23 protein-coding genes are annotated in these 21,928 nt (G+C 34.3%); all 23 read right to left on the minus strand.

The annotated features are described in order from the left end of the window. Nucleotides 1–922 precede the first annotated feature (922 nt). Nucleotides 923–1,705 (minus strand): hypothetical protein, encoded by a 783-nt coding sequence (locus tag CD036_RS03455; protein ID WP_180992449.1) that lies wholly within the window; start codon nt 1,703–1,705, stop codon nt 923–925. A 34-nt stretch (nt 1,706–1,739) separates the two neighbouring features. Further along, entirely contained in the window at nt 1,740–2,327 is a 588-nt protein-coding gene (locus CD036_RS03460; RefSeq protein WP_103387973.1) for a hypothetical protein, read from the minus strand. Between the two features lie 67 nt (nt 2,328–2,394). Continuing rightward, nucleotides 2,395–3,813: an N-acetylmuramoyl-L-alanine amidase gene (locus CD036_RS03465; protein WP_103387974.1), complete on the minus strand. Its 1,419-nt coding sequence runs from the start codon at nt 3,811–3,813 to the stop codon at nt 2,395–2,397. Further along, entirely contained in the window at nt 3,785–4,267 is a 483-nt protein-coding gene (locus CD036_RS03470) for a phage holin (protein WP_103387975.1), read from the minus strand. The genes CD036_RS03465 and CD036_RS03470 overlap by 29 nt, the downstream gene beginning before the upstream one ends. 112 nt (nt 4,268–4,379) lie before the next feature. After that, the gene (locus CD036_RS03475) at nt 4,380–4,778 is read right to left on the minus strand and encodes a hypothetical protein (protein ID WP_103387976.1); all 399 of its coding nucleotides are present in this window, start codon (nt 4,776–4,778) and stop codon (nt 4,380–4,382) included. Then, nucleotides 4,765–5,187 (minus strand): hypothetical protein, encoded by a 423-nt coding sequence (locus CD036_RS03480; protein ID WP_103387977.1) that lies wholly within the window; start codon nt 5,185–5,187, stop codon nt 4,765–4,767. The genes CD036_RS03475 and CD036_RS03480 overlap by 14 nt, the downstream gene beginning before the upstream one ends. Before the next feature lie 37 nt (nt 5,188–5,224). Beyond that, nucleotides 5,225–5,383: an XkdX family protein gene (locus CD036_RS03485; protein WP_103387978.1), complete on the minus strand. Its 159-nt coding sequence runs from the start codon at nt 5,381–5,383 to the stop codon at nt 5,225–5,227. Next, a complete protein-coding gene (locus CD036_RS03490) occupies nt 5,358–5,768 on the minus strand; it encodes a DUF2977 domain-containing protein (protein WP_172606419.1) in 411 nt (136 codons plus the stop codon). The genes CD036_RS03485 and CD036_RS03490 overlap by 26 nt, the downstream gene beginning before the upstream one ends. 20 nt (nt 5,769–5,788) lie before the next feature. Continuing rightward, nucleotides 5,789–7,228 carry a BppU family phage baseplate upper protein gene (locus CD036_RS03495; RefSeq protein ID WP_103387980.1) on the minus strand — a complete coding sequence of 480 codons (1,440 nt, stop codon included), beginning with the start codon at nt 7,226–7,228 and terminating at the stop codon, nt 5,789–5,791. Between the two features lie 15 nt (nt 7,229–7,243). Beyond that, on the minus strand, nt 7,244–9,172 hold the full coding sequence (locus CD036_RS03500; RefSeq protein ID WP_103387981.1) for a phage baseplate protein: 1,929 nt from the start codon (nt 9,170–9,172) through the stop codon (nt 7,244–7,246). A 16-nt stretch (nt 9,173–9,188) separates the two neighbouring features. Then, nucleotides 9,189–9,758, minus strand: a complete 570-nt coding sequence (locus tag CD036_RS03505; RefSeq protein ID WP_103387982.1) for a hypothetical protein — start codon at nt 9,756–9,758, stop codon at nt 9,189–9,191. Next, on the minus strand, nt 9,751–11,337 hold the full coding sequence (locus CD036_RS03510; RefSeq protein WP_373364865.1) for a phage tail protein: 1,587 nt from the start codon (nt 11,335–11,337) through the stop codon (nt 9,751–9,753). Before CD036_RS03510 ends, CD036_RS03505 begins: the two co-directional genes overlap by 8 nt. Nucleotides 11,338–11,346: 9 nt before the next feature. Next, on the minus strand, nt 11,347–12,171 hold the full coding sequence (locus tag CD036_RS03515) for a phage tail domain-containing protein (RefSeq protein ID WP_103387984.1): 825 nt from the start codon (nt 12,169–12,171) through the stop codon (nt 11,347–11,349). Between the two features lie 14 nt (nt 12,172–12,185). Beyond that, nucleotides 12,186–17,693, minus strand: a complete 5,508-nt coding sequence (locus CD036_RS03520; RefSeq protein WP_103387985.1) for a peptidoglycan DD-metalloendopeptidase family protein — start codon at nt 17,691–17,693, stop codon at nt 12,186–12,188. A gap of 37 nt (nt 17,694–17,730) precedes the next feature. Then, on the minus strand, nt 17,731–17,970 hold the full coding sequence (locus tag CD036_RS13010; RefSeq protein WP_258027386.1) for a UPF0158 family protein: 240 nt from the start codon (nt 17,968–17,970) through the stop codon (nt 17,731–17,733). Then, nucleotides 17,967–18,293 (minus strand): phage tail assembly chaperone G, encoded by a 327-nt coding sequence (gene gpG / locus CD036_RS03525; protein ID WP_103387986.1) that lies wholly within the window; start codon nt 18,291–18,293, stop codon nt 17,967–17,969. Before gpG ends, CD036_RS13010 begins: the two co-directional genes overlap by 4 nt. A gap of 109 nt (nt 18,294–18,402) precedes the next feature. Continuing rightward, entirely contained in the window at nt 18,403–19,023 is a 621-nt protein-coding gene (locus CD036_RS03530; RefSeq protein WP_103387987.1) for a major tail protein, read from the minus strand. 62 nt (nt 19,024–19,085) lie between these two features. Beyond that, on the minus strand, nt 19,086–19,496 hold the full coding sequence (locus CD036_RS03535) for a hypothetical protein (RefSeq protein ID WP_103387988.1): 411 nt from the start codon (nt 19,494–19,496) through the stop codon (nt 19,086–19,088). Then, entirely contained in the window at nt 19,497–19,892 is a 396-nt protein-coding gene (locus CD036_RS03540; protein WP_103387989.1) for a hypothetical protein, read from the minus strand. Next, entirely contained in the window at nt 19,889–20,239 is a 351-nt protein-coding gene (locus CD036_RS03545) for a phage head-tail adapter protein (protein ID WP_103387990.1), read from the minus strand. The genes CD036_RS03540 and CD036_RS03545 overlap by 4 nt, the downstream gene beginning before the upstream one ends. Beyond that, nucleotides 20,223–20,510 (minus strand): hypothetical protein, encoded by a 288-nt coding sequence (locus CD036_RS03550; RefSeq protein WP_103387991.1) that lies wholly within the window; start codon nt 20,508–20,510, stop codon nt 20,223–20,225. The genes CD036_RS03545 and CD036_RS03550 overlap by 17 nt, the downstream gene beginning before the upstream one ends. 5 nt (nt 20,511–20,515) lie before the next feature. Next, a complete protein-coding gene (locus CD036_RS13120; RefSeq protein ID WP_172606420.1) occupies nt 20,516–20,686 on the minus strand; it encodes a hypothetical protein in 171 nt (56 codons plus the stop codon). Nucleotides 20,687–20,702: 16 nt separating this feature from the next. Beyond that, on the minus strand, nt 20,703–21,914 hold the full coding sequence (locus CD036_RS03555) for a phage major capsid protein (RefSeq protein WP_103387992.1): 1,212 nt from the start codon (nt 21,912–21,914) through the stop codon (nt 20,703–20,705). Between the last annotated feature and the right edge of the window lie 14 nt (nt 21,915–21,928).

A 21,928-nucleotide genomic window follows, 5' to 3' on the forward strand; every position in this document is an offset into this window, starting at 1 on the left:
TTATCATTTTTTAAAATCACTTCACATTTCATTTCTAATCCCCCTTATCTTTAATACTACAACAATACACTGAAATACATTGCACTAAACATAAACGAAAACTATCAATTATACCAATAATCATAACTTCATACCATAATATAAGTGTACATAAAAAATACAGTCTTAAGTTCATATGTCGTATAGGATTGCTCTATAATTTCTAATCATCATTTTCTCAAGTTTGCTTCACTTGAGAATATCTATTCTTTTATATAGTGATTATTATTTTCTATAGTGTGGCATTGTATAACAAAAAAAGAAACCCCATCATAATGGGGTTTCTTTTTTAATTGTAAGCTATAAAGCTCTGTTAGCGTCCTGGAAGGACATTTGTATACTTTCGGATATAATCGAAAACCGCATAGCTAAAGGATTTTAGAGTATATGCTTTAGAAAGGAATAGAACGAAATAGAAACGTTTTGACACTTATTTGACACGTGACCCACCTTAATTGGTGGGTTTATTTATATAAAAAATAACCACCCAGTGACATGTGTGGGTGGTTGAAATAGTTCCACATATACTCAAGATATACTAGAACCCTCTAATTAATCATTATGTATGGTGGAGGTTTCGAGCGCTATCCGTCGCAACAGTCACGCCAACCAATATCCGCAGAACATGGCGACCTCCGAAGTCGTTAATAAAGGTTTCACGATCTCAATTATCTACTCTTTATTATTAAAACTAGGATTAAGCTTGAGTGTTCTAATAACCATAAATCACCTAGTTAACTATAGATACTGGACTGGAAGAAGTCACCAGCCGAGACCATGTTACAACGTGGTATCTCTCACATTTTGTACCTATATTATACCATAAAAAAATAGGGTAAGCACCCGGTACGTGCCTACCCTTGTATATTATGTGGTTAATTTATTATAACATTTCTTGTTGGTTAATGTAATCCTCATAATACATCCACTTTAGAGGTTCCCCTGTTTCTGGATGTTTGCCAGATACATTTCTTTCTCCTTTGCAAACTTTTGATATAGAATTACTTTTTTTATAACTCTTCAATCCAGCATACTTAGATGCTTTGGTTAAAGAATCGAATGTTTTCAAGTTATTTAAACATATTACTTTTTTTAAATTATAAGCAGGTCTTTCTTCGTAAACTCCAAACCTCATTAATAGATTTGCAGTGTTTGTCGAAGAATTTAAATGATACTTTTCAGTTATATTTTTAATTGTATTTCCATTTTTATAATCATTTATTATTTCTCTCACGTTTTCATATTTAGATATTTTTTTCATCTGTTTATTTAGACTCTTCTTATTATAATTACTTATAATGTTTTTTAAACTTGTAGATTCTATATTTTTTATAATATATTCCATATCGGATTTACTGCTGTTTACTTCAATATACTCTATTTTCTGCTCATTACAGAAGTTTTTCTTTATTAGATCGGACTGTTGAATGTTTTCTAACTTACCCCATCTAGTATTCTTAAATTCTTCATAATGCTGTTTCCCGTGCATTTCAATAACAGCATTATATTCTGGTAAGTGAAAATCAAATCTTTTCTTTGGTAGTTTTTCAAAAACTTTTTGCAACTCGTATTCTATGTTGTTCAACTCTAGCAAAGATATCATAAGTTTTTCTGGATAAGAAATATGGTTAGAACATTTAATGCAAGAAAAACCTCTATTTACCAATTTGTTCACAGTATACATTTTGATATATAAACAGTTAGGGCATACAGTTTTTATTTTGGCATGTGATCCTTTCGTATATTTTTTTTGCATCCTCTGGATTATCTAACACTTCTAAAATATCTTTTTCACTATAAAGCCAATTTCCTTTGTGTGCTATTTTACCCGTTACATAAGGACTTTTAAATCCAGCTTTTACATAGTATTCAGACATTTCAAAAGTTTCATTGTATGTAAGACATAACATCAAATATCCTTTTTGATTTAAATCACCAATTTCAACTCTAATTTTTTCCAATACTTTATACCCATTAATAATATCATTAACTTCATATTTGTAATCAGATGGATTTCCATATATTAAATTCTTAATTTTAATATTTATTAGATTTCCGGTGGAAGTTGTTATGGAGTTGTTGTTGTATTCCAATTTTAATTTGTTTTGTGTTGTTTTAGGATTGTATTCTTCAAATGTTAGATAAAAGAAATCATTGATATCGTCATATTGAAATTCTACTTTTTCTTTATAACAATTTTTCCAATCTGTATATATTCTTTTACCATGTTTTCTTGTAGGGAGGTTAGTTAAATCAATATGATTATTCCCTTTTATATATTTTTTCATATAATCACCTTAAAGTAATTATACCATATTTCTATGTAAAAAGGCGGACTAAAGCCCGCCACGAAAGTTATTTAATTGTTCCCCATAATGGACCTAAACTACCATCAGATTTTACTTGTCTTACTGGCATGTAAACAGTATAACCAGAATTAGTCATCCAACTAATCCAAATGTAACCATCATTCTTCTGAATTTCTGTATAATTTACAGTTTGACCTTTCTTCAAAGTACCTGCAATAGGGTATTGTCTGCCCGGTCCTATTCTTCTTGTGATTATCCCTTGTGGTACATTACAAGTGAAAGAGGCAACTTCCTTGCGCCATAGTATACCGTATTGATTTTCATTCCACTTCTCATTATTTGTGGAAGTTTTTTTAGTTACTTTCTTTTTAGCGACCGCGTTTTTTCCGTTACCACCTTTTATAGCGCCACCGTGAATAGCTTCTGCAATAGATTTACAATAAGCATCAGAATTCTTTTTGATTGTATTCATATCTTTAGTTGAAGTGATGAAACCTAATTCAACTAATCTATAGTTGATACCTTGTTTCTTAGCAACATTGCAATTTAATAAGTTGTTACGTCCTGTAATCCCTCTAATTGTTCCAACATGCTTTTTAATTGCGTTTTGAATACCTGTATCAATACTATCTGCTTTTAATCCGCTAGGTATGATTGTATGTCCGCCACTTGCAGATGGTCCGGCAGCATCTAAATGAAATTCGACTACTATTTCATATCCTTGTGATTTAACCCAATATAGACCGTAATCCCTAGTATTACCGATGCTATCACCGTAAGCTGTATCTTGGAACATGTCTTGACTTTGACTAGAACCGCCATATAAAGCGACCGTGTGACCTTCTTTTTCAAGATAAGACTTAACCCTTTTAGTTATATTATCTCTAATAAAAGCTTTTTCTGAAGTGCCGTTACCAACAGCACCAGGATCATTATACCCATGACCTGCTACCAACATTATTTTGCGTTTTTTCGTCTTAGGTGTACTTGTCTTTGCCTTAGTTGTAGTGGCTTTAGCAGAACCGTTGCTAGATGTTGTTATAGATTTTGTTGGTGGCACGATGAAATGTGTTAAACCACTGTAGTTATCCCATCTTAGTTTTGCAGGACTATTAGCCAATCCATCAAAGTTTTGTTCTAATATTTGAAATTGTGAAGTGTTACCACCGTTATACACAATACCTATATGTCCGTATCGTTGATAAACACCAGTAGTATAAACTGCAATCCAACCTTTTTTAGGCACGGTGGATGCTTGGTTTCTAATTACTTTCCAACCACTAGGGAATTTGTTATTTATAGCATCTTTAGCGTTCCCATACATTCTAAATGAACCATCCGTTAATTTATACACATAAGATACTGCTAAATCCATGCACTGAAAAGCATAATAACCATCGAAATCGATATATTTCCCTAGATAACTATTCACAATTTTATTTATCTGTGTTTGTGTTTTTGCCATTTTCAATTACCCCCTCTACTTGTTGGTTGGTATCTAGCATTACACCAGAGTTATTAATATCAGAATCAAAGTTATCCACTATAACTTCATCATCTTCTACATCTCTTAAACCTTCTTCAATCTCAACTTCTTCCGCAAAATCATCATTCCATTGTTCTGGTTCATAGCCTTCTCTTTGATACTTAACTGGATCAATATTTTCATCACGTGGTTTTGAATAAGTTTTTGCAATACCACTATCTTTTAACCCTTTAGTAGTGGGGTCGTTTATTACTCCGAATGTGACTAATAAGGCTAATAATCCATTGACGCCATTACTAAATTGTTCTAACTGTCCTGTGTAATCTATTCCGATTGCTTGCGTTATATTGTTAATAAAAAGGACTATCGCCGAAACAATAGCCACCCAAAATGATTTCTTTTTGAAACGTACTTTCCAGTTAATACTCTTCATCTAAAAACCTCCATTTATAATAAAAACATGACGCTGAGAAACGCCCTGTGTTACTTTGAGAAATGTATTTGTCTATCTTTATGCATAATAAAAAGCCGACGCAGTGCGCCGACTATTTAAAGAATATGTTTGCTACCAAAGAAATAAGCGGAACTAATACAACACCCGCAAATCCTAACCAGTAGCCAATTACTTCTCTGTTTCCTTTTGCTTCTGCTTCTACAGTTCCTTGCAAACTTTTAATTTCTTTCTCATGGCTTTTTGTTTCATATTCTAAATCAGTAACTCTAGTTCCTACCACTGATAATGATTCACTCATTTTTTCTAAGTGTTTCTCGGATCTAGCTTGTGATTCAAATGCTTTCTCTTGTAGTAATGTTTGTCTATCTACTTTATTAAGCAAACTATTAAAGTTGTCTGTGTGTTTTGTATCTACTTCGTTTATGCGTTCGTGTATCTTGCCCCTCGATTTCTCCCATTCGTGTCTCAATACATATTTATCTTCTGCCATAAATACCTAAACCACCTAAGAAACCGACAAATCCAAGCCACGCTGTGATAGCAATAAATTGCGCTGGGGTTATCCAATTGATGGCGTTATAAATAGATGCTGATGCCATTAAGAAGTGTATGATAGCACTTCCTACGCCACCTACTAACATAAAATAGTTTGAAGCGTTATTCACAGACCGTTTACCAAAGAATAGACTTGATAGAATCAGACAAGTACCAAACATAAGTAGTATTAAACCCCATATCCAAATAGGCATAACTTCGTTTAGTGCTTGGTAAAAATCACTTTCATTAATAACTTTTTCTTGGCTTATGAAGCAATAGACACCTCGTGCATCTACAAACACACCTAACCCAAACAAAGATAAAGTGGCTAGTTTATCGTGTATTGTAAAGTTTTCGTTCATTTGTTCACCCGCTTTCTATAAATTTAAAACCCCAAGCTTATGCTTGAGGCTCCGGATATTTCTCACCTGTAATTAGTGCGTATTCTTCTTTGTCGATTACTTCCATATCTACAAACCATTTTATTTGGGTGTTTGTGTAACAACCCCAACCGTACATTGTTTTAATATCTTCATACTTCGGAAATAGCATTTTCATCTTTATCCTCCTCTTTAATATCATCTATAGCTTGGTTTAATCTCACTAACTCTTGTGATAATTGAGAGTTTTGTTTAGACAATTGCATAACCATTGTATTGGCTTGTACTAACTGTACTTGCATTGTTGCGAACATTACACGTAATTCCTCATCTGTACCAGGCGCGACAATTGTAGGCGGTACGGTCGGCAAATTTATTTCAGTGTATTCTTCAAAATCACTATTCAATTCAATTGTCCCTTCATTATATAAATAACGTTTAGGTTTGAAATGTAATATAAAATCTTGTGGTACTATAGGATCGTCAATTTCTATTCCATTTTCAAAACCGCCTACAGTGGCATAAGAAATGATTAGATTATTTTCATTAACTAATATCTGCATTGTATACACAACCATTCTTTTTAATATTTAACACCTATAATTTCTGTAATAGTTATACCTGAAGTTGAACCACCTGTTTGATTTAGTAAGTTAAATCTAACTTCATTAGATATTTTCAATGTGGTACCGTTTACTCTATCTATGGTTGTTTCGTATATATCACCGTTACTTCCATCGCTGTTGGTTAAATTAAATGAGTGGATTACGATTTGATTCGTTTCTTTAGCTTTAACAACCTTTGAATCCCTACCTCCTAAAGTCGAATAGAACAATCTGACTTCGTCAAAATTATTATAATCATCATTAAGTATTATGTTTTTACTTACTCCGTTTACGCTACCTGTAAATAACACTTCGTGTAATGTAGACATTTTCTCATCTGTATAAAGTTTAGCATTATTCTCGGCTACGTTAGCTTTGGATTGAGCATCAATGGATTTCTCTAATCCATCAAATTTATTTTCCCAGCCTGACCATTCTCTATAATATCTCATAATAAATTCTTGTGTTGAATTGTATGGTTTGAATGATATATGCTTAACCTGTCCATCATTTGATTCCCACACTGTTACAAATCCAGTTGATGAAGTTTGACCCATTCCTGTTATTGGAACAAAAGATATATAGTGAAAGCCTGATGGCAAAGCTTGCAATGCTTCCAAATCTCCTCTTAAATTAACAATTGGTAATACTCCGCTGTCATCGGTTAGTTTGTACTTTTGCCAACTCTCAGCATCTCCAACTGTTACTAACCCGCTTTGTTGTACTGCTGTTTGAAACTCTGATATTTTTGCATCTACGTAATTTTTATCTTCGACAAGCTGTGACGTATAATCATCACCTGTAGTTGTTATCTCGTTTAATTTTTCAGTATGATTAGCATTGTAAGCATCTTGCTTTTGTTGAATAAGATTAGTTAAAGCTGTAATTCCATCTTGAGTTGTTTGTTCTACTTGAGTAACATAATCATTCATGTTGGCAAAATCATTATTTAATTTCTCCATCATCTGAGCTACTTCAACTCTCATATCAGAGAAGTATTTAATCTCTCTAATCTTATCTTCAGCAGGTAAATCAGCAATTAAATCATTAGCTACATTGAAGGTAAATTGTCTTTGAACGACTACTTCCTCTTCATCTAATGTAGTTACATATACCTGACCTGTTACTTTTGAAGCTACTTTCATAAAGTTATCAGGAATCGTGTATGCCACGACCCCATTTAATTCTTCTACATAATCTAAGTTATCATCCACTAAAAAACTATCCCCTGATTCAAGTGCTATGAAAACTTTTACGTTCTCTTCACTTAAAGCTAAAGGATAGTTATTTCTAGTGATATTGAATTGTAATACTGCTGTTCCTTTATCTTGGTTCCAAAACTGAACATTTAAACCTGATAGACTTTGATAATTAGCCGTTGTTTCAAGTTTTATATTAGCTATTTTATTCATAGACATTAGTTATTTTCCTCCTTATACATTTTCACCTTTAAACTTAGTCCATGGTGAAGTTCTTTCATTTCTACTATTAGAAAAATAAGCACTATAAAATTCCATTTCAGCAGAAGAAGTTACACGTGTTAATGTAATTTTATGAACATGACTAGTAATATTTTCTACATCAACTGTCCATCCTGCTATACCAGGTGCTGGGTGGTCTTTTATTTGACTAGAACGTGCTTGATCACAGTACCATTGTTTATTAGAAATAATACCTAGTTGATTCATATTAGTTATAAAATTAGGTATTGGTTCTGAAGGACCATTAATAGAATCCGTTTTTATATGGTTCCAATTTGTCGTTGCGTTTGAACCATATAATTTATCAATAGACACCATTCGCTCAAACTTCATTAAATCTCTAGCATAACTGTTACGCGTTAAAGTTTGACGAACATTTCCTCCGGCATTTGGTGCCGATACTTCTAAGAACCAACCAGCATCTCTCATTTCTTTAGGTAATGGGAAGTCAGTTAAAACTAAAGTGTCTGCGGTAGTCATATAATACTGACCTGGTTCAGTTACATCTGCCAATTTTGTATATTCTGCTAAAGGAAACGTTTTGGTTCTTCCTCCTGTTTCTGTGGGAATAACTGGTGTAGATTGTGCAGTCAATTTATCATATACATCACGCATGAAAATGCCATGTACTTGATGTGAACGATAATTTTGCGCACCTACAGTTACACCTATCAGTAATGCCTTTTTCCCTGTACCTTTGTCATAATACATTTGCATACCTTCAGCTTCTGCAAAATTACCAGGAAATTCATTCCCAATCTTACCGATATCAGCTTGCTTTTGATATAATTGTTCGCCTGTTTTTAAATTAAACACAGTAACAAAGTTAGGAATATTTGGGTCGCTATCACCTGTATACCAATATAATTTTCCATCATCAAAAGTTACACCTTGCATGGGTTGTCCATTTTTACCGTCTGTATATTTCATAGGTATATCCATTCTATAAATAACTTTATCGATTCTATTATCCACATCAGATAATTTACGAACTTCAACATAATTCATCGCTCCACGAACACCCCATTCACTTGATGGATATTCTATGCGATATAAAATCAATCCTTCATGTTCATTTATTATTGGCGTAATATATGGACGTTCTGGATGACCCGTAAAAACTTCTTCCATATCATAATCGCCATAACCGATTATTTTATTAGGTTGAAAAGTGAATTTTACTAATGCGTTTAATCCGTCTGGTCTTTTGATAAAACTGTAAATCCAAAGTTTATCATTTTCATCCCAACGATATGCCACATGAGTACCATGTCCTCCTCCGTCTACTTCCATTTGACTAATTAATTGGCCGTTAGAACTCATTTTTGACAATCTATAGTTACTATTGTATGCGTTTGTCATATAGAAAATTCCCGTTTTATTATCTAAATGGAATGATTGCATTACAGTTCCTACAAAAGGACTTAAATTAGTTAAATATTGCCAAGATTGATTAGGTATATCGAAAGCAAATTCTTGTGCCAACACTTTTTCTTTTGCATCATTTACACTTTGCATGACTTCATTTTTATCTGTCTCAAATCGCACACTATCCGATAATAAACGGTCAAACAAAGTTAAATGAGCTTTCCCTGCGCTATCTACGCGTGCATCTTTTACTTCTTGCAAACTATTTTTAGCCTTAGATAAAACTAAATTACTATAACGCTTACTTATGACCTTCAGTCCGTTATCAACTGTCCCGAATTTTTCATCGCTTATTTGTTTTGAACTGTGTGCGTTTTTTTCTTCACTTTTGTGAAAATCAAATAAATCTTTTAAGTTATTTACGAAATCTTCAATTCTCAAAAAGTTTGTGTGTAACTGCTGTCTGAATTCTTGTCCTAACGTTTGTGTTAAAGACTTCAATAATTTCAACATTTGCATTCTCCTATTCTTAAAGCATGATTGTTATATCAATCGGAAACCACATTGTGTTAGTGATCGCATCCACTGTGGCTCTTTCTATCTTTATCGTTCCATTAGTGTCTAACTTTATACGTGTAAATTGAGCTAAACTATTTGCAACTGACATATTTTGTACAAAAGATTTATTTTCTTTAATAGCAAAAGTCATTGATGTTGGTATTTTTCCAATCTCAACATTGTTTGACGTTAAACCTTTAAATGCACCTTTTAATGACAAAAAATAAACACCATTGACTGAGAATAATCTCGCCTTTGGTGTACTTGATGTATCATATGCAATTGTATTGTTTAGAAAAGTAATGTTTTGCCAACCTGTATCAGTTACTGTAGGCATATTAGCTACTGCACTCTGTAAGTTACTAATTTGTGACTGCAGCGTACTTACATCTGTTTGTACGTTACTCACATCTTCTTTCACCGTTCCTACATCAAAATCGGTAATATCGTCTGGTATACCTTCTACACAAGTTGCGTGCGTAAATGGGAAATATACCTCTCCATTAGCGTCCAATAATTTCCTAGCATTAATTTCAGCCATCAGTTAACACACTCCCCATAACATCACTGTAAAAGTCTTGTTGTACATTCTTGTTTACATTCCAATTTCCGTTGGCTATTGCACTGTTTGCACGTTTAATTCTTAAATTAATTTGATTTTGAATAGATATGATATCTTGTTTAGAGTTGCTAAATTCCACCTCATTAGGTTTTTGTGCTTGAGGATGATATTTAGTGAATTTAACCACTTTCAACTCTGTGTTAAAGCCCAGTGGACGATGAATAAACCGAACTAAACTGTTTTCTTTTATGTCATCCTCGATGATGTAACGTTTGTCATCTGCTTCACCTAAATAGTTTGTAGAGAGTTCAACGGTAGGTTCGTCATTAAGTGCTTCTTTAATTTGTTCTTCTACTTGAGCAACAGTAGTAGCTGAATCTGAATAAATTGTAGGTGCTTGTATATGACCAAACGCTTCATAATTAGGGCTCTTATAAGTTGTGGTAGCGTAATAAACATCCGAACCTTTTAATACTGCTGTGAGGTTTAATATTGTCGTTTTTTCAGTACCTATATACATTTGAGCTGGTTTTTTCTTATAGTCCACACCAGATTGAGCTCCTCTAAACACTGCTTTAAAAGTATGTTCACCTTTATCAAGATTCTTGGCGACTACTAGCGAATCAGTTTTAGAGGTTTTGCTATATGTGTTGAACGAATCTAATTTTGCACCATCTAAATAAATATCTACTTTACCACCTTTTGAACCTCTTTTACGTGTCCAATTGAGCGTTTCGTTACCCCACTTACAAGTGAATGTTTTACTATAGCTAGCGCCAACCTCTGTTGTGTTCCACATACTTTCTTTAGTAAAGCTACCAGAATACTTTAAATCTTTAGGTTTAATAGGCGTATAATTCTTAGTTTCTTTTTTAGTTTTTTTCTTGCCATAACCTAAACCTATTGTTTTTAGATCAGTTGTAACCACAGTAGCTGTTAACTCATCAGAATTACCTTTATAAATAATTGGTGTGTTGGCTTTTTGATAAAATGTTTCGGGTTGATAGAAATAAATCGTTTTGTTGTCCGCAAAATATATATAATTGAAATATTCGGCACCTGCTACAATATGTTCCATTCCGTTTTTATTACCTAACTCTTCTACGGGTGCACGATTGTTTGTATCTCCAATAATTTCATAAGTGAACCCTAGTGGATTGTTTTTAAATCCAAAGTCTATATATTGTTGCATTGTATAGTTAGGTGTCGATTCTTCAGTAACTTCAGTGTTAAGTTCTTCATCTTCCACATCTTTATCAATATAGTGATTCTGAAACTCCATAAATATATGTTTAGCAACAATTTCATTGGTAACTACTTGACTGTTGTATTTGATAGTACTTGATTTAATAACAAAATATTGACCGTCATAAATAATGTAGTTTTCATTGGTTAACATATCGAAAATATCTTCATTTCCTTTTGCTTTATACGCTGTAAATGTGAGTGATCTTTCGTTGTTTATTTCATATTCATATTTGAATGAATCGAGGTCATAGTCAGTAAGTATTTCTGCAAAGTTACCAGCTTTATTTTTTATCACAAGTTCTTTTTTCAAAATACTCACCTACCTATAAATAAAATCAAATTCAAATTCTGTTGATACGTTCGAAACACCTACACCATCAATTTCTATGTTGTTGAATCCTGGTAATAATTCAATCCATTCATGGTTAGTGTTAGCACCAACCCTTTCATCACCTATAACTGGATGTACACCAACGAAAGTTAACGTTTGATAACTTTGTAAACTACCGTAATAAATAATAGTTTGACCAGTCATGTGATTAGTCATTTTGAAACCATTTGGCGCATTAGCTTTTATTCTAATTTTTAACTTATGTGTTAGTGGGTCTATAGTGTCAAAGCTACCGTTCCATATTTCAAAACGTTTTGAGTTGTGTTTGTATTTAATCTCTCTATCAGAAATCAAACCACCTTCAAATTGCCAGTAGTCCGAAAGGAAATCTACATCTAACGTATCTCTTAAAGACTCTGAAAAGCCTTTGTATACAGAAAATGTAACTTCAAACTCTCCTGCTTTACCATTTATATCTGTGATGGCGTTTCCTTCACATTGCACTGCATATTTTTTACCTGGCATAAAAGAATGAACAATATAATAAGGCTCCCTTTTAAAAAGGAGCCCTCTCATTCTTTGTTTCATTAAATTGTAATCATGTATATCGTGACCTTTATAATAAAATCTTAATATTAACTTAAAAGGACCAAATGTACTAGGTCCAACTAATACACCGTCACGCCCTTTTACTTCGAGTGTGTTTGCTCTAACATCCACATCTTCTTCTTTATAGTCTAATAACTTTAAATAAGGCATGTCGGTTATCATATGGTCAAAATTATCGTTGAACATTCGTGCAGTTTGTTTCAACTACATGCACCTCCTTATATCCCATAGTTATAACTTCTCATTCTTTGTTTCGTGCCCATAGCTTGCGAAACATCGTCTGTGTTAAAACCTTTAGGTTGTTGTTCAATGTTTTGTGTACTTGATACTAATTGAGCTAAATAACCAATGGCTTCTTGCATTTGGCTAATTTGTGCATCTTGACGCTCAACAACTTTTCTCAACATTGCGTCATCGTCATTATTTCGTGGTGTTTTCATTGAGTTAGGGCGTTTGTTACCTGTTGTTGATTTGCCACCTTGTATATCTTTTGCAGCTAAAGCTAATAACTTCATTGCGTCTGTACGTCGGTTAGGGTCTGTTGGAATGACCCATTCTGGATAACCCCCTTCTGCAAGGTTGTACCAGCCAGCAGATTGTATTAAACCTCCTGTAGCAAATCTACGGTGACCTGAAGGACCCCAACCTGATTTTCCGTACGGTAAGTCACTTTTCCAATTACTGTTATTAAAGAATGCTAGTAATTGGTCATAACCGGATTTGATATTACCATGACCTTTAACCGCATAAGATTTAAATGTTGATGGCACATATTGTAACAACCCTTGGGCAGGTGTACCTCGTAAATTGTTTATATCTCCAATATTACCTTGAGTTACGCCAGCATCACCATTAGACTCTCTAGCAATTTGAGCGACGATACCATTCTCTTGACCTTTAGTTAGATTAACTTTCATTTTTTTAGCAGCTTTACGGATAGTGCCACGCCACTTGTTAGGAGCTTGTTTACCACCACCACCAAGACCTTTTAACCATTCAAGTACATTGGATTGTGGCTGTCCGTTTTTATTTAATTGGAAGTGTAGATGTCCACTACCAGCTGTAAATGCACCAGTGTTACCGGATTTAGCAATTAAATCTCCAACACCGACTCTTTGGCCTTTTTTAACAAGTTGTTTACTTAAATGCATATACCAATTGGTTAATCCTTTTCCAAGATCAACTTCTATCGATTTACCGCCACCATAGTCATTCCATACACGTGATATTTTACCAGCTGCTACAGCTTTAACATTTGTTCCTGGTGTCATACCAAAGTCGACCCCGTAGTGTTTACCACCGTTGAAACCTAGACCACCTGTGTATGCACCGAATTTTTGCCAAATGTCATGTTTTAATAACCAGCCAGCATCTCCTTCACCGCCTTGCGCTTCTTCTAACCAACCAGCTATTAGGTTTTTGGCAGCATCTTTTAATTTTCCAAACATGCCTTTCATCATTTCAAATGGTAACGGTGAACCTTTGCCAATACCAAACGCATCCATATTTACACCGAAGGCATCAAGAATGTTATTTAATAATTTGCCGGGTTTTTCTACCCAGTCCATAACATCCCCTACTTTATCTTTTAACCAGTCTTTACCTTTACCGACTGCTTTAGCAGATGCTTCTAATGCTTTTTGTGTATTTTCTTTAACACCGTGCGCTGCATCAGATACACCATCACCAAAATCACCTGCTACATTTTTGGTTTTATCCCACAGGTTTTCTTTCTTTTTAGTACCATTTGAAAATCTAGGAATAGTACCATTTGAAAATGCAGGCGTGCTATTACTCAACATTGCGTGTGTTTGAGCGCCATTATAAACAGTAGATCCTTGTGGTAAATATGTTGTTGTATCTTTATTAGGTGTTAATGCCATTTTGCCATTAGGATATTTAATGGCTTCGTGTCTAAATCCACCTGGACCGTTGCCACGACCTTTATCGCCAACAGTTGCTAATGTGTCACGGGCAATTTTACCATTTTTAACTACATTCGTAGTCGTATTCGTGTGTTCAGTACCAGTGTGGAGTTTGATTTTAGGTAGCTTATCCATACCTAATTTATCTCCAACCCAGTTAACACCCTCGATTAGTTTATTAAGACCTTTTTTAACTGAATCGACCATTCCGTTAATGAAGCCTTTAATTTTATCAATGATGCCTTTAAGACCATCTTTCATTTTATTGAAAGTTTTCTTAACTGAATCCCACAAACTAGAAGCTATGTCAGTTACTTTTCCTTTAATAGCTTCCCATTTATCTATAGTCGCGTTTTTAACTTTGTTAAAGATACTAGAAACACCATTTTTAAGATTGTTGAAAGTATTTCTAACACTGTTCCATAAACTTTTAGCTAAAGAAACAACTTTATTTTTAATTGTGTTCCAAACGTTGATTGCAAAGTTTTTAACTTTATTAAAAATTGAAGTCACACTATTTTTTAATGAATTGAAGTTATTTCTAACGCCATTCCATAGTGATTTAGCAAAACTTACGACTTTATTTCTAATAGTTGTCCACACGTTGATAGCGAAACTTTTTATTTTGTTGAATATAGCTACAACACTATTTTTAAGCGCATTAAACGCGTTCTTAACACCATTCCACAATGATTTAGCTCGTGAAATTACAGTGTTTTTAATTGCAGTCCAAACTCTAACGGCAAAGTTTTTCACAGCATTAAATATGGCAACGACTGAATTTTTAAGTGCATTAAATGCAACTTTTACACCAGTCCACAATGTCTTGGCTCTCGCAATGACTAAGTTTTTAATAGCAGTCCAGACCTTAACTGCGAAATTCTTAATGCCATTAAAGATGGCTATGACACTATTTTTCAGCCAGTTAAACACAGCTTTAACACCAGACCATAAACCTTTAGCTAGGTTTACGACTGTAGTCTTAATGGAAGTCCATATTCTAATAGCTATTGCTTTAACAGCATTAAAGACAGTTGAAACTACTACTTTTACTGTGTTGATGTACCATTTGATACCAGCAATTAATCCTTTAACTATATTTACTACGCCAGTTTTCAAAGCATTCCAAATCCAAATTGCAGCTGCTTTGATACCGTTCCAAATTGCAGATAATACAATTTTTAATGCTCTTATCGGATTTTGTACAGCAAACTTAATACCGTTCCATGTTGCGACCGCAGCTATTTTTAAAGCGTTCCACACCCAAATGGATGCTGTTTTAATTCCGTTCCATATACCTACGATATAAGGTTTCAAGAATCCGAACACAGATATAGCAGTATTTTTAATTGCGTTCCATGCAGTTATTACTGCATTTCTAAATGTGGCATTTGTTTTCCACAGATGGATGATGCCGGCTACTAACAAACCGATTGCTGTGATTACCCAACCGATTGGGCCAGTCATAAATCTTATAGCTAAACCTAAACCACGAGTCGCTATTGCTGCTACTTTTGTAGCGATTGAATATTTACCTGTCATAATAGTTGCTAAAGAAGTGTTTCTAGCATTTAAAATTTGAGCTAATGCTAAAGCACGTGTCACACCTGTCCAAATAGCCATTGACGTTTTTGTTATATTAACTATAGCGTTATAAGCACCAGTTACCATTGATGCGCCACCAACTACAGTTCTATATACGCCCCACATAGGAAGAATTGCTGCTAATGCACCACCAACAGCTGTTAAAACACCAGTCATAAGACCCATAGTGTTGTTAGCAGTTGCACCTTTAGCTATAAAACCAGTTATAGCAGTTGTTATAGTTAACATTAACGATCCAACAGGAGCCATACCTCTAATTAGACCAACAAAAATATTTCCAATGTTTTTAAGTAATTGCCAAACTTTAGGACCATTCGCATTTAAGTAAGCAATGAAGTTCTTGAAACCTTCAGTACCAGATAAATTAGCCGCCCATTGTTTAAATGTTTGCGTTACACCTTGCATTCCTACTAGCACATCATGTGAGTGACCACTAAACGCTTGGAATAGACTGACAATACCACTAAATACGTTACCGAAGATTTGTCCTACAATAGGAAGATTCGTCTTAGTGTATTGGATAAATGAAGCTATACCTTTATCAGTACTCGCACTATTTGCCCACGCATTAAATTTATTAGCTAAACTTTCTATACCATTACCAGTCCACGTGAATAATGGACCAAACTGCGTGAACATGTGAGTGATCCCGTCTCCCACTTTCATAGCAGCATTTAATAAGTTTTGGAATACTGGAGGGCCTACATTATTGATGAGTTTAAAAGCATTGTTAGCGTTTTGAGAAGATGTAACCCAATCACGCATCTTACTAGAAGCTGCCGCAATTTGGTTCGTTGTTTTAGTAATAAAAGGCGTTAGTCTTGTTAAGGCTGTTCTTGCGATATTAATACCGTTAGACATAGTATTAAATATTGCTGCTTGGTTAGCTTGAACTAAACCTTTCCACTGGTTTTGTAAACCACTTAAAGCACTTTGATAATTACGCACTTGGCTTGTAACTCTTATCTGTCCATCTTCTAACATTTTTAAAGCAGTTGTAGCTTGACCACTAAATGCTGTGATACCACCTAGTGCAACACCATAAGCGCCACCAAGTCCGATAGCACCTCCAGCAGCTGCAGTAGCAGCACCACCAATACCAGCAATCGCACTTACAGCACTACCAGCCACTGGTATTACAGTAGAAATGTTAGAAACTAAAGCGCCCATGCCTATACCTTTGACAACGTATCCTACATTCCTGAAACTGTTACCAATTTTATTAATCTTAGCATTTACTTCTTCCCAACGTTGACCCATTGCAGCAATTGCAGGACCCATGCCGAAGAATTTTGTTTGTTCTCGATGAAATTCACGCATTTCATCAGTTGTTTCATCAATACGGTTTTGTAAAACATTATAAGCTAAAGCATTTTCGTAAACTTCTTTTTCAGCTTTATCAAGTTTACTAGGAAGTTGTGCAACTTCTCTATTTAATGATGCATAAGATTTTTCTGCGTTACTAGCTTCTTGCTTTGCAGACTGCATAGCAGTTTTGGCACTAACCATTGCTTGTTGGTTTGCGTCAGAAAACTTTTGCAATTCATTTTTAGCATTTGCAGTCGCTATTTTAGATTCGTTTAAATCTGTCTTAGCACTATCAACTGCATTGGATAAACCATCATACTGTATTTTAGCTTTAGCTAACTGATTACCTAGAGAAGTTAATTCTTGTTTAGATGCTTTACCCGATTGGCTTAACTGATTAAATTCTTCTTGTAAGCTATCTACAGAACTTTTAGCGTTTTTCATCTTAGAACTAAGAGCTGTCACTGTATTCTGCATTTGTTTCTGTGCATTTTGCGCGTTTTTAACATTAGTTTGATGATCTTTAAGTTCATTATTTAGCTTATCGTAACTATCAGCCAATGATTCATAACGACTTTTAGCATTTTGAGCTTGAACTGCCGCTTCTTTCATTTTCTTGTTTGTGTTATCTTGGGCATTTCTTAATTGATCTAATTTCTTTTGTGCTTGCTCGCTCGCACGCCCTTGTTGTGTTAGCTTTTTATTTAAGCCTTCTAATTCAGTCTCGAATTTATCAACTGACTTTTCAGCTTTATCAAATGTAGACAAGTTAGCTTTCATTTGAGCATCTGCTGTTTTTAACTTACGTTGTAGGTTTGCCATTCCTCTGTCTATATCAGAGGTGTCGAGTCCTAAGTCAATCGTGAAGCCTTTGATTTCATCTGCCATTTACTCACTCTCCTTTCTTTAGGTATAAAAAAAGAGCCTAACTGGATTGACGTGGGTCTTTCCCAGTTATTGCTCCAATTAGGCTGTCATTTTTTCCAACTCGTTTAGTTTTAGATTTTTTCTTGTCATTCATTATTCTCAACATTTGATAAATATCAGCATTATCTATATCTGGCATTTTCCAACCATTCTCCATAAGTTCCTTATAGAGTGTGTCCAGATATTCCGATTGTTTTTCAAATGTAAAATCTTCACTTTTTAAACGAGAGTCGTCTATTTCTTCGTCTTTCCCTCGTCATCTCCCATGACACTTGCTAATTGTTCCATAGCTACGTTCATGACCTCATGTACATCCAATCCATCCTCAAATTCTTGTGCTGTAAATTGACCATCGTATAAGTCATTTGCTACAAAGTTATATAATTCATCTAAAAACTCATCTTCGAAATTATCATCTAAGCCTTCAGGATTTTGTAACTTAGAAGCTTTTTTACCAATACGCATACCTTTACGAGCAACACTACCTTTAATGAAAGCAGGTTGATGGAATTTTTGTTTTTCACCTTGTTCGTTTTGTAATTCAATATATTTCTTTGTCATAATTTATGTTCTCCTTTTTCATCGGGTTTTATATTTGACCGAATAATTTAGATTTATTTACTATTTTTGTATACAAAAATAGACGACCTTTTACAGTCGTCTAATATCTTTATGCTTCAGGTACTGTTTCTGTTTCTGTTGTGTTTTCTGTTTTACCGAAGATTGATTGGAATACAGCATCTTTACCTTCAGTAGAACCTTTAGGCTCGTAAGCCATAATTACAGCTAGTTCTTCATCAAATCCACCAACTGCACGTTCCATGAATTGACCTTCAATTTCATCTGAACCGAATTCCACACCATCTTCTTTTGTTTGGCCTTCTTTATTAGGACGAGTGAATACACCTTTAGATAATCCAAACCATTCCATTGATCCATCTTCCATAGTTCTTGGAATAGCTACTGCAGTGTAAGTGATACCACTAGAACTACCGAAGCCATATACGTTTGCATTTGTATCGTGTTCAATTAAACCTAATAAGTCTTTTTGAACATCAATTGGTAATTTGTGGAAAGTTAGTGAAAGTGTAGTTTCACCAGCAGATTTCGCAATTTCAGCTACTTTGTTTGAACCGTATGCACGTTCTAATTCTTCGCCGAATTCTAATTCCATTTCTTGAACGTAATCAACGTCTTTAATGTTTCCAATTTGAACTGAACCATCTGGTTGTTCTGTTAAAACTGCATAATACATTTTTCCTAAGCCTGTCGCAGCATTATATCTACCCATTTATATTTCCTCCTTAAATTTAGGCATAAAAAATAGCCCTCCGTCATTTACGAAAGGCTTGCCTATTCAGTTAATTCTTTATCGATATGTCTTAATTCATCTATCGTATATGGATTACCACGATATCTACGTGCATCCATATAGATTTTAATTTCGTGGTCATACTGATCAATACCATCACGTTGATGAAAACCAATCTCCCACAATGTTTTTCTTATTTCTTCTTGTAGCAACTTCACAATATCGTAATTAGGACCACGTACATCAATTTGATATAAATATTCAGTCGATAAATTTGTGTCACTCGCATAAGTTGATGGTTGCGGTGCTATCAACGGGCTAATGAGTATATACGGTCCAGAAGTATCGGCTGTTTCATCGTAGTGATACGCTCGAATACGGCCTGTACAATGTTGAGCAATTGTTGCGTTTTTTAATAGATATTTTTGTAAAGTTTTCAACATATCAAACATTTACAGTTCCTCCTCTAACGTATCTTTTACTACTTCTCTGTAAGGTGTTTCAGTCATAAACATTGTTCTAGCAATTGCACCTTTACCTCTTGGATTCGGTTTTCTAACAGAACCCCATTCGTTTATGTGAATGATTGCATAACGGTTTTGTGAACCTTCCCAATGTACTTTTACCATACGAGTATTACCATGAATGAAATACGGTTCAGTAACTGTAATCTCACCAATACTTGCACCTGTATCTTTAAATATTTCAAAATTATCCTTTAATACAGATGTAAAATAATTAGCACCATTTCTTAGTGCTTTATCTTGAGCTTTTAGCATTTTAGCTTCACCGTATTTTTCACCGATTTTACGCAACATTTGATGTGTGCCTTCTATTTCTACACTCATTTCGAGTATTCTCCAATGATTTTTATATTCATGTGGAAATCTGTATCATCGTCAATTTGCACTATATTAAAATGTTTACCTTTATATCTTGGGAGGTCAATTTCAAAGTACATATCGTCAGTGATTTCTTTCCCCATTGGATACCACGTCACCATTGTTATACTCGCTTTATTATCTGTCATGTCCAAATCTTTTTGAGAGGGGGGATAAACATTTGCAAAACATTTATAATAAACTTCGTTCACAGTCTCACCTGGAAAGAAGTCATCACCTGGTTTTGCAATATAAAAAGTAACAGGCGTTCGCATTTCGCCACCTGTTACCATTTGTCTACGTTGTTGTGCCATCATCTGGCACCTCCATATTAATTATTTGAAATTGGACAATGCTAGATAAGAAGTTATTGTGAAATTCTTCTAATTTATCGTTGAATACATATCTTGTACGCTCATAAACCAATTCACGACCAAGTGAAATTTCTTCCAATGAAAAATTACCGCATTTTTGCTTTATATCTTCATATGACATTTCTAAATCACGTTTTATTCGTTCATCTTCCATATCATAGAAAATACGATTGCGTGCTTTAAATTCTTCAACGTGTTGTGGTGTAATCATTTACATCACTTCTTTTCTTTGATTCGTTCTAAAAAAGGACCGTCAAAACCATTTGCTTTTAAAGTATTTTCTACTTCATCAGCACGTTTGACAGTCATCTCTACTTTGGCATTCTTTTTTAAATCTTGTCCTAATTGCTTATCTTTATAAGGTTGTAACACTTTATACTCTGCCATCTATAAAACCTCCTTATTATGCTTCTGGTGTAACAACTGTATTGTCAGTAGAACCTAAACTTGAAAAGTCTACATCATATACAAATGAAGTTTTATTGTCGTCCGGTTCAGCATATAAGAATTGTTTAGCAGTATATAAATCCATATCTTCTAAAGCTAATGTTTGGTCGAATTCACGTACAATTACTTCGCTTCCAGCATAGAAGTTGTAACGTGTTTTATCGAATGCTACTGCTTTACCTGCAGGCACAAATTCAGATTGTTCAAATGTTACATTAAATGGAATTGGACTAACAAATTGACCATTGTGTAATTGCATGAACGCTACACCTGTGTAAATGTAGTCTGCAGGGTTTAATGCGATAACAACGTTATTTAAAACGCTAGCACCTTTAGAATTTTTAACATTACCATCTTTGTCATAATATTCTTTAGTGGATAAGTTTTTGATTACACCACCAATTTCAGAAATTGAAGTTTTAGCATCAGCTAATGTTAAAGTACCAGCTACTGCTTTATCAGAAACAGCGCCATTTGTACGGTTAATTTCTTTCATTAATCCTACTGGTTGATCTTTAGCGGCACCTTCACCAACAACTGCAGTTTTCTCAATTGCTACTGCAAATGCTTCTTTAATTTGCGCACGTACATAACGGTCAACCCATTGTACACCTGCGTCTTTCAAGTCTTTAGGTACTACAACGAACGCTGTAGCTTTACCTAATGATACGTCTTGTTCATAGAATGTAGCTTCAAGTTGTCCGCGGATTTCTCCGAACACTTTACCCCATACTACTTGACCTTCAGGAACAGAACGAATAACACGTGCTTTTAATCCTGTACGGTTAATATTGATGTGTTGTAATAATGGATGTTCTGATTCAATATCTTCAAAGATACGGTCAATAACTGTTTCCGGTAATAATTCTCCGTCTTTCCAGTTTGTATCGGTATTAACATGATCTTCAGAAACTAATGCGTTATAGAATTTCTTTTCTTCGTTAGTTAAACGATTAACTTTACGTGCATTTAGTACTGCATTATCTCCTTGTTCGTTTTGCATATCTTGACGAATAGCATTAGCTAAATCTTCGCTATATGCGTTCATGTATTCTGTATATTTCTCTTTAACTTGTTCATCCGATGCGTTCGGGCTCATATTTGAAAATTGCTTTAATAATTGTTGAGAGTTCTCAAATTGCTCTCTGTTTTCTAAATCGATTGCCATAATTTTCAATCTCC

Origin of the sequence: Staphylococcus arlettae, assembly GCF_002902345.1 — a bacterium.
In the GTDB taxonomy this organism is placed as follows: Bacteria; Bacillota; Bacilli; order Staphylococcales; family Staphylococcaceae; genus Staphylococcus; species Staphylococcus arlettae.